Here is a 12632-nt window from a genome sequence, read left to right as displayed (position 1 = left end):
GGAACAGCGGTGCTGCGACCGGATGCGTGCCGATGATGAGCTGCGGGGGTTTCTGCGTGTGAAGACAACCTGCTTTCGCTCGCGACCTCTACATACCGGCCTGGCCCTGCCTGCCCGGAGGCGATGCAGGGAACTTGCCAGCTCCATTGGTTACCCGACTTTCGTGTAATGCGCAAGACAGCCAATCTTTGGCCGTCATCCAGGCATTCAAGCAGATGAGATTAGAAAATGCGCTCTAAAGCTTGCGGGGCTTGAGCTAGAGCATCAATTTCACTACCGATTCGGACGGGTCGCGGGATTTGCCGGCCTTGTGCAATTCGTCGAGGTAGTCGGCCCATAGCTGCTCCTGGCGCAGGCACAGCTGCTCGAGGTATTCCCAGGTGAACAATCCTGAGTCATGGCCGTCGTCGAAGGTCAGTTTCAGTGCGTATTGACCAGCCGGTTCCAGGCCGCTGAGGCCGACGTTGATCTTGCCGAATTGCAGGATGGGATTGCCGTGGCCCTGGACTTCGGCGGAAGGCGAGTGCACGCGCAGGAACTCGGCGGGCAGGTGGTAGACCTCGCCGGGGGCGTAGGTGAGGGTAAGGGTTCTGGAGGCTTTGTGCAGGTTGATGGCGGTGGGGAGGCGGGCCATGGGTGACTCTCTCTTTGGCTTCAAGCTGCAAGCTTCGAGTGATTCCAGGCATTGTGCAAGGGGGCCGCAACGCGGCCCCCTGCGGTCTTACAGGATGTAGCGCGACAGGTCTTCGTTCTGCGCCAGCTCACCCAGGTGGCTGTTGACGTAGGCGGCGTCGATGTGGATCGGCGACTCGTCGTGGGCGCTGGCCAGGTCGCCGGCGCTGAACGACACCTCTTCGAGCAGGCGCTCGAGCAGGGTGTGCAGGCGGCGGGCACCGATGTTCTCGGTTTTCTCGTTGACCTGGTAGGCGATCTCGGCCAGGCGCTTGAGGCCCTCGTCGGCGAACTCGATGTTCAGGCCCTCGGTCTTGAGCAGGGCGCTGTATTGCTCGGTCAGCGAGGCGTGCGGCTCCTTGAGGATGCGCTCGAAGTCTTCCGGGGTCAGCGCCTTGAGCTCGACACGGATCGGCAGGCGGCCTTGCAGCTCGGGTACCAGGTCGCTCGGCTTGCTCAGGTGGAACGCGCCGGAAGCGATGAACAGGATGTGGTCGGTCTTGACCATGCCCAGCTTGGTATTGACGGTGCAGCCTTCGATCAGCGGCAGCAGGTCGCGCTGCACGCCTTCACGGGAAACATCGGCGCCACCGACGTTGCCACGCTTGGCAACCTTGTCGATCTCGTCGATGAACACGATACCGTGCTGCTCGACCGCCTCCAGGGCCTTGGCCTTGAGCTCTTCCTCATTGACCAGGCGGCCGGCTTCTTCGTCACGGACCATCTTCAGCGCGTCCTTGACCTTGAGCTTGCGTGCCTTGCGCTTGCCCTTGCCCATGTTGGCGAACAGGCTTTGCAGCTGGTTGGTCATCTCTTCCATGCCGGGTGGCGCGGCGATCTCGACACCCATGCTTTCGGCGACTTCGATCTCGATTTCCTTGTCGTCCAGCTGGCCTTCGCGCAGGCGCTTGCGGAACAGCTGGCGAGTGTTGGAGTCGCTGCTGCTCTGCTGGGCTTCCTCGCTGAAGCTGCTGACCCGCGCCTGTGGCAGCAGGGCGTCGAGGATGCGGTCCTCGGCGGCGTCCTCGGCGCGGTGGCGCACGCGGACGATCTCCTGCTCGCGCAGCATCTTCAGCGCGGCGTCGGCCAGGTCGCGGATGATCGATTCGACGTCACGGCCGACATAGCCGACCTCGGTGAACTTGGTCGCTTCGACCTTGATGAACGGTGCGTTGGCCAGCTTGGCCAGGCGGCGGGCGATTTCAGTCTTGCCCACGCCGGTGGGGCCGATCATCAGGATGTTCTTGGGGGTGACTTCGGCACGCAGCTCGGCGGGGAGCTGCATGCGCCGCCAGCGGTTGCGCAGGGCAATGGCGACGGCGCGTTTGGCGTCGTCCTGGCCGATGATGTGGCGGTTGAGTTCGTGGACGATTTCGCGTGGGGTCATGGACATGATGTGTGGGGTCCTCAAGCACAGTGATCAGTGTGGAAAAGTCCCGCTGCGAGCGGGACGCCAAAACAACTGATTCACTCGGCCAGGTCCTGCTCCTCGATGGTCAGGTTGTGGTTGGTGAACACGCAGATGTCGCCGGCGATGTTCAGGGCGGCCTCGGTGATCTCGCGGGCCGACAGGTCGGTCTTGTTCAGCAGGGCGCGGGCCGCGGCCTGGGCATAGCCACCGCCGGAACCCATGGCGATCAGCCCGTCCTCGGGTTCGACCACGTCGCCGTTGCCGGTGATGATCAGGGATGCATCCTTGTTGGCCACGGCCAGCATCGCTTCCAGGCGGCTCAGCGAGCGGTCGGTACGCCATTCCTTGGCCAGCTCGACGGCGGCACGCACCAGGTGGCCGGAGTGTTTCTGCAGCTGGGCTTCGAAGCGCTCGAACAGGGTGAAGGCATCGGCGGTGGCACCGGCAAAACCGGCGATGACCTGGCCGTTGTACAGGCGCCGCACTTTCTTGGCGTTGCCTTTCATCACGGTGTTGCCGAGGGAAACCTGGCCGTCGCCGCCCATGACGACTTTGCCGTTACGGCGGACAGAAACGATGGTAGTCAAGGGGAGAGTCTCCACGCAGCGGGGCGAAAGTGCCTGATGCAGACTCATATGGGGGGAGGGGGGAAGGATTTCAACCGAGAGGGATGAATGGTTGTTTCAAGGCATTGCCTGGCAGGCCTGCTCCACACAATGACCCCGGGGGCTTCGTGGGAGCGGGCTTGCCAGGCAATGGCGTTACTCAGGCCTCGTGGCAGACGTGCCCATCGACCAAGGTATAACGCACCGCGCCCGGCAGGCAGTGGCCGATGAACGGGCAGTTCTCGCCGCGGGAGAACCAGTGTTCGCCGGCCACGGTCGAGGCTTTCGGGTCGAACAGCACCAGGTCGGCGGCGGCGCCGACTTTCAGCTCGCCGGCTGGCAGGCGCATGGCCGTGGCCGGGCCGCTGCTCAGGCGTGCCAACAAGGTCGGCAGGTCGAGCAGGCCGTCCTCCACCAGGGTCATGGCCAGCGGCAACAGCAGTTCGACACTGCTGATGCCTGGCTCGGTGGCGCCGAACGGCGCCAGCTTGGCATCGCGCTCGTGGGGCTGGTGATGGCTGGAGATTGCCTGGATCACCCCAGACTTTACCGCCTCGCGCAGGCCGTCGCGGTCGGCGGCGGTGCGCAGCGGCGGCTGCACGTGGTACAGGCTTGAGAAGTCGCGCAGGGCCTCATCGGTGAGGATCAGTTGGTACAGCGCCACATCGGCGGTGACCGGCAGCCCCAACTGCTGGGCCTGGGCGATCAGCCGGGCGCCACGGGCGCTGGTGATCTGGGTGAAGTGAGCGCGCACGCCGCTCTGCTCGACCAGCAGCAGGTTGCGGGCCAGGGCCACGGTCTCGGCGGTTTCCGGGATGCCAGGCAGGCCGAGGAAGCTGGCCATCGGCCCCTCGTGGGCGAGGCCGCCCTGGGCCAGGTCACGGTCCTGGGAATGGAACACCACGGTCAGGTCGAAGGTGGCGGCGTATTCCAGGGCGCGAGCCAGGGTGCGGTTGTTGGGGATCTCTTTCAGGCCGTTGCCGAAGGCCACGCAGCCAGTGTCGCGCAGGGCCACCAGTTCGGCCAGTTGCTCGCCTTCCAGGCCTTTGGTCAGGGCACCGATCGGATAGACCTTGCTGTTGGCCGCTTCGCGGGCGCGGTCAAGGATCAGTTCGGCGACGGCCGAGGTGTCCAATACTGGCTTGGTCTGCGGTGGGCAGCACAGGCTGGTGACGCCACCGGCGACCGCGGCGCGGGTTTCGCTGGCGATGTTGCCTTTGCGGCTGTAGCCAGGTTCGCGCAGGGAGACGCCGAGGTCGACCAGGCCTGGGGCGGCGACCAGGCCATCGGCCTGGATCATGCGGCTGGCGCTGAAGCCGGCTGGAGCCGCGCCGATGGCGGCAATGCGCCCGCCGTCGAGGTGCAGGTCGGTGACCTTGTCCAGGCCGCTGGCAGGATCGATGACCCGGGCGCCGATAATGCTGATGGTCACTGGGCGTTCTCCTGCTCGAATTGACGTTGCGCGTTCTGCCCGCTCATGGCCATGGACAGTACTGCCATGCGTACGGCGATGCCGTAGGTGACCTGATTGAGGATCACCGAATGCTGGCCGTCGGCCACTGCTGACTCGATCTCCACGCCGCGGTTGATCGGGCCCGGGTGCATGACGATGGCGTCGGGTTTGGCACCGGCCAGGCGCGCGGTGGTCAGGCCGAACAGGCGGTAGAACTCGCCCTCGCTGGGCAGCAGGCCGCCGGCCATTCGCTCACGCTGCAGGCGCAGCATGATCACCACGTCGACATCCTTGAGGCCTTCGGCGAGGTCCGTGTACACCTTCACGCCGTACTGCTCGATGCCGATCGGGATCAGCGTCTTCGGGCCGATCACGCGGATGTCCGGGCAGCCCAGCGCCTTGAGCGCGAGCATGTCGGAGCGGGCCACGCGCGAGTGCAGGATATCGCCGACGATGGCCACCGACAGGTTCTCGAAGCTGCCCTTGTGCCGACGGATGGTCAGCATGTCGAGCATGCCCTGGGTCGGGTGGGCGTGGCGGCCGTCACCGCCGTTGATCACCGCCACGTCCGGGCACACGTGCTCGGCGATGAAATGGGCGGCGCCGGAGTCGGAGTGGCGCACGACGAACATGTCGGCGGCCATGGCCTCCAGGTTGCGCAGGGTGTCGAACAGGGTCTCGCCCTTGCTGGTCGAGGAGGTCGACACGTTCAGGCTGATCACGTCGGCCGACAGGCGCTGGGCGGCCAGCTCGAAGGTGGTGCGGGTACGGGTGGAGTTCTCGAAGAACACGTTGCACACGGTCTTGCCGCGCAGCAGCGGGACTTTCTTCACGGCCCGGGCGCCGACTTCGAGGAACGAGTCGGCGGTGTCGAGGATCTCGGTCAGCAGTTCGCGGGGCAAACCGTCGAGCGAGAGGAAGTGGCGCAGCTGGCCCTGATCATTGAGCTGCAGCGGGCGCTTGGCGTCGAATGGCGTCATCGCGGGGGACTCTTAAAGGGCGGATGCGGGAGCGAGGTCCTGGCGCTCGAGGGCGAGCGGCGTGGGTCCGGTCAATTTTACCCGTTCATGGGCGGCCAGGGACAGGGTGGCGCCAAGCACATTCGGGCGGATCGGCAGTTCGCCGGCATCCAGGTCGAGCAGGCAAACCAGCGTCACGCTGGCCGGGCGGCCGTAGTCGAACAGCTCGTTGAGCGCGGCGCGGATGGTGCGCCCGCTCATCAGCACGTCGTCCACCAGCACCAGGTGCTGGCCTTCGATCTCGAAAGGCAGTTCCGAGGGGCGCACCTGCGGGTGCAGGCCGTTCTGGCTGAAATCGTCCCGGTAGAAGGAGACGTCCAGGGTACCCAGCGGGCTCTGGTCGCCGAGCTCGGCCTGCAGGGCCTGGGCCACCCACACGCCGCCGGTGCGGATGCCGATGAAGCGTGGCTCGGCGATCGTGCGGCGGGCCAGGTGGGCGCGAAGGTCGACGGCCATCTGCCGGATCAGGTCGGCGGGATTGGGTAGGCTCATTGCGTGCTCCTCGGAAGGCGGGCGCCGGCAAGCCGCCGGCGGCAAAGCGGATTTAAGTGTTGGCCTCCAGCCAGCCTTGCAGCAGCAGGGCCGCGGCGATGGCGTCGACCGGATTGTCGCGGTAGCTGCCATGCCGGCCGCCACGGGCCATCTGCTCGCCCTTGGCTTCGAAGGTGGTGAGCCGTTCGTCGTGGGTGTGTACCGGCAGGTTGTAGCGGCCGTGCAGGCGACGGGCGAATTTTTCGGCGCGTTCGCTCATCTCGCTGGGCGTGCCGTCCATGTTCAGCGGCAGGCCGACGACGATGGCGTCGGGTTTCCATTCCTTGATCAGCTTCTCGACCTGGTTCCAGTCCGGCACGCCGTTCTGCGCCTTGAGCGTGCACAGTTCTCGGGCCTGGCCGGTGATCACCTGGCCGACGGCCACGCCGATCTGCCGGGTGCCGTAGTCGAAGCCAAGCAGCAAGCGCAGTTCGGCCATCAGGCGTGGCCCGCCTGGCTGGTCAGCAGGCTGAGGTTGATCCCCAGGCTGGCGGCGGCGGCGCCCAGGCGCATGTCGCTGGCCATGCCGAAGATAATCTCGGGGTCGAAGGGGCAGTTGAGCCAGGCGTTGTCGGCCAGCTCGGCCTCCAGCTGGCCGGCTTCCCAGCCCGCGTAGCCCAGGGTGATCAGGCTCTTGCGCGGACCGTCGCCGGCGGCGATGGCGAACAGCACGTCCTGGGAGGTGGACAGCGACAGGCCCTCCAGCTCGACCGTGGCCTGGTAGCTGCGGTCGTTGCTGTGGAGTACGAAGCCGCGGTCGGTCTGCACCGGGCCGCCCTGGTAGATCGGGATGTGCAGGGTGCTGGCGGGCGGCTCATCGTCCGGGCGCAACTGCTCGAGGATGTCGGCCAGGTTCAGCTCCTGCGGGCGGTTGACCACCAGGCCCATGGCGCCGTGGGCATTGTGCTCGACGATGTAGGTGAGGGTCTGGGCAAAGTTCGGATCGGCCATGTGCGGCATGGCGATCAGGAACTGGTGCTTGAGGTAGCTGGGGGCGAGGGTCTTCATGTCCGCTAGTGTGGCGCCAGGTGGCGAGGCTGACAAGCCGGCTCCTCCACCGATCGTGCAGAACTCAAGCCATGCGCTGCCCCTGTGGGAGCTGGCTTGCCAGCGATGGGCCGCAACGCGGCCCCGATCAGTTGCTCGACAGCCGGTCACCCCGGGCAAAGCGCCAGGTACGGATGATCTCCAGGCGGTCGAACTCCGCCAGGTCCCCGGTGAATGGCGCGAAGGGCGCGGCCAGGCGCACGATGCGCTGGGCAGCCTGGTCCAGCACGGGCTGGCCGGAGGACTCCAGCACCAGCACCTCGTACAGCGAACCGTCGCGGTTGATCGACACCATCATCCGCAGGCTGCCGTACATCTGCTGGCGCCGGGCTTCTTCGGGGTAGTTGAGGTTGCCGATGCGCTCGACCTTCTTGCGCCACTCTTCCTTGTACCAGGCACCCTTGTCGCGCAGGGTCGAGGCGGCATTCAGGCGGTGGATGCGCGGGCGTTTGGCGTAAAGCTGCTGTTCCTGGGACAGTTCGGCCTCGAGGCTGGCGATCTGGCTGGACAGCTGCGAACTGTCGAAGTCCGGTACCTTGGCCTCGGGCTTAGGTTGCGGCTTGCTCTCCTTGGGCCTGGGCTCGGCTTTCTGCGGCTTCGGCGCCTGGGTGGCGACCACGGACTTCGCCGGTGCCGGGGGTGTTTGCGGTTTCGCCGCCGGGGGCGGGGTGATCTTGTTGATCTTGCTGTCCTGGAACGGCGCGACCTCGGTGGTCTTGGGCACCGCTTTCTTGTCCAGCGTACCGCTACCCTGCTGGTTGTCCTGGGCTTGGAAATCGGCCTTCTCGGGCGCTTTCTCGCTCTTGAAGGTGGCCAAGGTGATATCCATGGCGTGTCGGATTTCGGCCGGTTTGACCACGGTGAAACCCACGCCCAGGATCAGCGCCAGGTGCACCAGGGTGGCCAGGAACAGGGTGAAACCGAGCCGGTCCACCGGGCGGACGCGCGGTGGCAGCAGGTCGGGTGGGATGTCGGCGGGGAGCGTCATCGGGTATCCAGCAACCGCTAGGCTCTGTACGAAAAGCCTTGATACTTGTTCATGCTGCGTTGAAAACAGCCTCGGAATGCTCATGTACTCCAGTACACTGCGCTTCCTCGGCGGTTTTCGCCTTGCCTGACCTGCGTCTCAAGACTTTTCGTACAGAGCCTCGGCGGGGCAGCAGCTCAGTCGAAAAGGACCGGCATCATACCCCACTGCGCGGTGTTGCCACCTGTCTTCGGTCAGCGCGCCTGAAGCTTGCGATCAATGGCGTCCATCAATTGCCCGCCGATATTGGTGTTGAAGGCGGCGTCGATCTCGCGGATGCAGGTCGGGCTGGTGACGTTGATTTCGGTGAGGTAGTCGCCGATCACGTCCAGGCCGACGAACAGCAGGCCCTTTTCACGCAAGGTCGGGCCGACCTGGGCGGCGATCCAGCGATCGCGCTCGCTCAACGGGCGGGCTTCGCCGCGACCACCGGCGGCCAGGTTGCCGCGGGTCTCGCCGCTGGCCGGGATGCGCGCCAGGCAGTAGTCCACCGGCTCGCCGTCGATCATCAGGATGCGCTTGTCGCCGTCCTTGATCGCCGGCAGGTAGGCCTGCGCCATGATCTGCTGGGCGCCGAGCGCGGTCAGGGTCTCGAGGATCACCGACAGGTTGGGGTCGCCGACCCGGTGACGGAAGATCGAAGTGCCACCCATGCCATCCAGCGGTTTGAGAATCACATCACCATGCTCGGCGGCGAACTCGCGGATGATGTCGGGGCGGCGGCTGACCAGCGTGGGGGGCGTGCACTGCGGGAACAGCGTGGCGAACAGCTTCTCGTTGCAGTCGCGCAGGCTCTGCGGGCGGTTGACCACCAGCACGCCTTCGGCCTCGGCCTGTTCCAGCAGGTAGGTGCTGTAGACGAACTCCATGTCGAAGGGCGGGTCCTTGCGCATCAGGATCACGTCCAGCTCGGCCAGGGTGCTGTCCTGCTCCTCGCCCACTTCGAACCAGCGGGCCGGGTCGGCGAACACCTTGAGCGGGCGCATGCGTGCGCGGGCCTTGCCCTGGCCCTGGTACAGATCGCGCTGCTCCATGTAGTACAGGCTCCAGCCGCGGGCCTGGGCGGCCAGCAGCATGGCCAGCGAGCTGTCCTTTTTGTAGGAGATGGACGCGATGGGGTCCATGACAATCCCGAGGCGAACGCTCATGGGTAGTTCCTCTTGGCGGCCCTAGGCCGCGATGGCACGAAAGAAAAGTGGCTCAGGGTGGCGCCGGGCGCGCCCACGGTCAAGGGGCGGGCGGATGGAATGGCCTTCGGGAGTGTGCTAAAAAGGCTCGATCCAGCTTCAAGCTCCAAGCCACAAGCTGCAAGAGAGCCGGGCTGCACACCCATTTGCTTTTACTTGACGCTTGTAACTTGCAGCTTGCCGCTCAGACCAGAGCAGCAAATGATGGCGAACTATATGGAACAACCCCTGAAGGTGATGGTGATCGACGATTCCCGCACGATCCGCCGCACCGCGCAGATGTTGCTCGGCGAGGCAGGCTGTGAGGTGATCACCGCCAGTGACGGCTTCGACGCCCTGGCCAAGATCGTCGACCACAAACCGCGGGTCATCTTCGTCGACGTGCTGATGCCGCGCCTCGACGGCTACCAGACCTGCGCCATCATCAAGCACAACAGCGCGTTCAAGGACACCCCGGTGATCCTGCTCTCTTCCCGCGACGGCCTGTTCGACAAGGCCCGCGGCCGGGTGGTCGGCTCCGACCAGTTCCTGACCAAACCGTTCAGCAAGGAAGAACTGCTCGACGCGATCCGTGCCTGCGTGCCCGGTTTCGCCGCGCAGGATCCACACGCACCCTGACGCCGCCCACGCAAGGCGGCGTCTCTATTTCCTGATGGGGAAACAGCATGGCCCGAGTTCTGATTGTCGACGACTCGCCGACAGAGATGTACAGATTGACCGAATGGCTGGAGAAGCACGGCTATGGGGTGCTCAAGGCCGACAACGGTGCCGACGGCGTGGCCCTGGCCCGCCAGGAAAAGCCCGACGCGGTGCTGATGGACATTGTCATGCCCGGCATGAACGGATTCCAGGCCACCCGCCAGTTGAGCAAGGACCCGGAAACCAGCGCCATCCCGGTGATCGTGGTCACCACCAAGGACCAGGAAACCGATCGGATCTGGGCCCAGCGCCAGGGCGCCCGCGACTTCCTGACCAAACCTGTGGAAGAAGACGCGCTGATCGCCAAGCTCAAAGAAGTGCTGCAGGCTTGACCACCCGGCCCCAGGGCGCGTCGCTGACCGCCTTCGAGCTGCTGCTGGACATCGACCGGCGCTGCCGCCTGCTGGTGGCCGACCAGCCACCGCAGGACATCCGCCTGCAACAATGGAGCGGCATCGGCTTTCGTGTCGCCGGGCAGTGGTTCGTCGCGCCCATGGGTGAAGTCGCCGAAGTGTTGCGCGAACCCCGCGGTAGCCGGGTGCCGGGTGTGCAGCCCTGGGTGCGCGGAGTGGCCAACCTGCGTGGGCGGCTGCTGCCGGTGATGGACCTGTGTGCATTCTTCGGCCTGGGGCCGGCGGCGGCGGGCAAGCAACGGCGGGTGCTGGTGCTGGATCACGAAGAGCTGTTCGCCGGGCTGCTGGTGGACGAAGTGGTCGGCCTGCAGCACTTCGCCCTGAGCAGCCTCGAGCTGTCGCCGCCGCAACCGTTGATCCGCGCGGCCGCGCCCTTCGTGCAGGGCCATTTTCCCCGTGAGCGCAATTGGGCGATCTTCAGCCCGTTCGCCCTGGCCCAGGCGCCGGGCTTTCTCGATGTGGCGTTGTAGAGGACTTTCGACGTGAACAAGCCAGGACCCACCGTTGCCGCAGCCGGCGTCTCGCCCGCAGCCGTGGCCCAACGCCCGCGCAGCACTGCGCAGATCACCGTGCTGTTCGTGGTGCTGATCCTGTCGATCGTCCTGTTGTTCGCCAACTTCGCCTACCTCAACACCCAGGCCAACCACGACAAGCAGTACATCGGCCATGCCGGCGAGCTGCGCGTGCTGTCCCAGCGCATTGCCAAGAACGCCACCGAGGCGGCGGCGGGCAAGGCGCTGGCGTTCAGGCTGCTCAGCGACGCGCGCAACGACTTCGAGCGGCGCTGGAGCTACCTGCGCGAGGGGGACAAGACCACCGGCCTGCCCGCCGCGCCCGCCACGGTACGCGACGAAATGGACGCGGTGCGCCAGGACTGGGAGAACCTGCGCAAGAACACCGACACCATCCTGGCCAGCGAACAGACCGTGCTGTCGTTGCACCAGGTCGCGGCCACCCTGGCCGAGACCGTTCCGCAGTTGCAGGTCGAATACGAGAAAGTGGTGGAAATCCTGCTGCAGAGCGGTGCGCCGGCCAACCAGGTGGCCGTGGCCCAGCGCCAGTTGCTGTTGGCCGAGCGTATTCTCGGCTCGGTCAACACCGTGCTCGCCGGTGACGAGACTTCGGTGCAGGCCGCCGATGCCTTCGGCCGCGACGCCAGCCGCTTCGGCCAGGTGCTCGAGGGCATGCTCGCCGGCAACCCGGCGATCCAGGTCACCCGCGTCGAGGACGCCGATGCCCGGGCGCGGCTGGCCGAGATCGCCGAACTGTTCCAGTTCGTCTCGGGCTCGGTGGACGAAATCCTCGAGACTTCGCCCGAACTGTTCCGCGTGCGCGAGGCTGCCGGTAACATCTTCAGCCTGTCGCAGACCCTGCTCGACGAGGCCTCGCACCTGGCCAACGGCTTCGAAAACCTGGCCGGCGGGCGTACCCTCGATACTGTCGGCGGCTACGTACTCGGCCTGCTGGCACTGGCCTCGATCATCCTCATCGGCCTGGTGATGGTGCGCGCCACCCACCGCCAGCTCCGCGAGACCGCGGAAAAGAACGAGCGCAACCAGCAGGCGATCATGCGCCTGCTCGACGAGATCGAGGAACTGGCCGACGGCGACCTGACCGTGACCGTTTCGGTGACAGAGGACTTCACCGGAGCCATCGCCGACTCGATCAATTTCTCGGTCGACCAGCTGCGCGACCTGGTCGCCACCATCAACCACAGTGCCGAGCAGGTCGCCGCTGCGGTGCAGGACACCCAGAACACCGCCCGCCAACTGGCCAAGGCCTCCGAGCACCAGGCCGAGCAGATCAGCGAGGCGTCCGAGGCGGTGGGCGACATGGTCGAGTCGATCGACCGGGTCTCCGCGCATGCCTATGAATCGGCCAAGGTGGCCGAGCGTTCGGTGGCCATCGCCAACAAGGGCAACGAAGTGGTGCACAACACCATCCACGGCATGGACAACATCCGCGAGCAGATCCAGGACACCGCCAAGCGGATCAAGCGCCTGGGTGAGTCCTCCCAGGAGATCGGCGATATCGTCAGCCTGATCGACGACATTGCCGAGCAGACCAACATCCTCGCCCTCAACGCGGCCATCCAGGCATCGCTCGCCGGCGAGGCCGGCCGCGGCTTTGCCGTGGTCGCCGACGAGGTGCAGCGCCTGGCCGAGCGCTCGTCCTCGGCAACCCGGCAGATCGAGGCGTTGGTACGCACCATCCAGGCCGATACCAACGAGGCGGTGATCTCCATGGAGCAGACCACCGCCGAAGTGGTGCGCGGCGCGCGCCTGGCCCAGGACGCCGGCGTGGCCCTGGCAGAGATCGAAGGCGTGTCGCAGACGATGGCCGACCTTATTCACAGCATCTCCGATGCCGCTCAGTTGCAGACGTCGTCTGCCGGGCAGATTTCCCACACCATGGCGGTGATCCAGCAGATCACCGCGCAGACCTCCGCCGGTTCCGGCGCCACGGCCGACAGCATCCGCCACCTGGCACGCATGGCCAGCGAGATGCGCCGCTCGGTATCCGGTTTCACCCTGCCCAAGCCGGTGGAGCGGTCGTGAGCGGGGCGAG

General features: G+C 65.9%; 14 protein-coding genes. 4 read left to right on the top strand and 10 right to left on the bottom strand.

Translation table 11 applies throughout. From position 1 onward, the window contains the following. Positions 1-256: 256 nt before the first annotated feature. The 10 genes from AC3WL2_RS01155 to gshB form a co-directional block, all read right to left on the bottom strand. Positions 257-634 carry a gamma-butyrobetaine hydroxylase family protein gene (locus AC3WL2_RS01155; protein WP_102682239.1) on the bottom strand — a complete coding sequence of 126 codons (378 nt, stop codon included), beginning with the start codon at positions 632-634 and terminating at the stop codon, positions 257-259. Positions 635-721: 87 nt separating this feature from the next. Beyond that, on the bottom strand, positions 722-2065 hold the full coding sequence (gene hslU, locus AC3WL2_RS01150) for an ATP-dependent protease ATPase subunit HslU (protein ID WP_102682238.1): 1344 nt from the start codon (positions 2063-2065) through the stop codon (positions 722-724). 74 nt (positions 2066-2139) lie between these two features. Beyond that, a complete protein-coding gene (hslV, locus tag AC3WL2_RS01145; protein WP_011536056.1) occupies positions 2140-2670 on the bottom strand; it encodes an ATP-dependent protease subunit HslV in 531 nt (176 codons plus the stop codon). A 178-nt stretch (positions 2671-2848) separates the two neighbouring features. Further along, complete coding sequence (locus AC3WL2_RS01140; protein ID WP_102682237.1) at positions 2849-4120, bottom strand: dihydroorotase; 1272 nt, start codon at positions 4118-4120, stop codon at positions 2849-2851. Beyond that, entirely contained in the window at positions 4117-5121 is a 1005-nt protein-coding gene (locus AC3WL2_RS01135; RefSeq protein WP_102682236.1) for an aspartate carbamoyltransferase catalytic subunit, read from the bottom strand. The genes AC3WL2_RS01140 and AC3WL2_RS01135 overlap by 4 nt, the downstream gene beginning before the upstream one ends. Positions 5122-5133: 12 nt before the next feature. Next, on the bottom strand, positions 5134-5652 hold the full coding sequence (pyrR, locus tag AC3WL2_RS01130; protein WP_102682235.1) for a bifunctional pyr operon transcriptional regulator/uracil phosphoribosyltransferase PyrR: 519 nt from the start codon (positions 5650-5652) through the stop codon (positions 5134-5136). A gap of 52 nt (positions 5653-5704) precedes the next feature. Next, complete coding sequence (gene ruvX, locus AC3WL2_RS01125; RefSeq protein ID WP_028688357.1) at positions 5705-6130, bottom strand: Holliday junction resolvase RuvX; 426 nt, start codon at positions 6128-6130, stop codon at positions 5705-5707. Continuing rightward, entirely contained in the window at positions 6130-6699 is a 570-nt protein-coding gene (locus AC3WL2_RS01120; protein WP_102682234.1) for a YqgE/AlgH family protein, read from the bottom strand. Before AC3WL2_RS01120 ends, ruvX begins: the two co-directional genes overlap by 1 nt. A gap of 127 nt (positions 6700-6826) precedes the next feature. After that, positions 6827-7726, bottom strand: coding sequence for an energy transducer TonB (locus AC3WL2_RS01115; RefSeq protein WP_102682233.1), 900 nt, complete (start codon positions 7724-7726; stop codon positions 6827-6829). 233 nt (positions 7727-7959) lie between these two features. Then, entirely contained in the window at positions 7960-8913 is a 954-nt protein-coding gene (gshB, locus tag AC3WL2_RS01110) for a glutathione synthase (RefSeq protein ID WP_102682232.1), read from the bottom strand. Between the two features lie 255 nt (positions 8914-9168). Between gshB and pilG the strand changes: the two genes are divergently transcribed. The 4 genes from pilG to AC3WL2_RS01090 all read left to right on the top strand — a co-directional run bounded on the left by pilG (position 9169) and on the right by AC3WL2_RS01090 (position 12622). Next, the gene (pilG, locus tag AC3WL2_RS01105) at positions 9169-9570 is read left to right on the top strand and encodes a twitching motility response regulator PilG (RefSeq protein ID WP_102682258.1); all 402 of its coding nucleotides are present in this window, start codon (positions 9169-9171) and stop codon (positions 9568-9570) included. 47 nt (positions 9571-9617) lie between these two features. Then, the gene (pilH, locus tag AC3WL2_RS01100) at positions 9618-9983 is read left to right on the top strand and encodes a twitching motility response regulator PilH (RefSeq protein ID WP_046853925.1); all 366 of its coding nucleotides are present in this window, start codon (positions 9618-9620) and stop codon (positions 9981-9983) included. Then, positions 9980-10534 carry a chemotaxis protein CheW gene (locus tag AC3WL2_RS01095; RefSeq protein WP_046853926.1) on the top strand — a complete coding sequence of 185 codons (555 nt, stop codon included), beginning with the start codon at positions 9980-9982 and terminating at the stop codon, positions 10532-10534. Before pilH ends, AC3WL2_RS01095 begins: the two co-directional genes overlap by 4 nt. 63 nt (positions 10535-10597) lie before the next feature. After that, the gene (locus AC3WL2_RS01090) at positions 10598-12622 is read left to right on the top strand and encodes a methyl-accepting chemotaxis protein (RefSeq protein ID WP_102682257.1); all 2025 of its coding nucleotides are present in this window, start codon (positions 10598-10600) and stop codon (positions 12620-12622) included. Positions 12623-12632: the final 10 nt, after the last annotated feature.

This window comes from Pseudomonas sp. FW305-96 (genome assembly GCF_058783825.1).
Note: the sequence above shows the minus strand (reverse complement) of the source record. Positions and strands in the feature narration are given on the sequence as shown.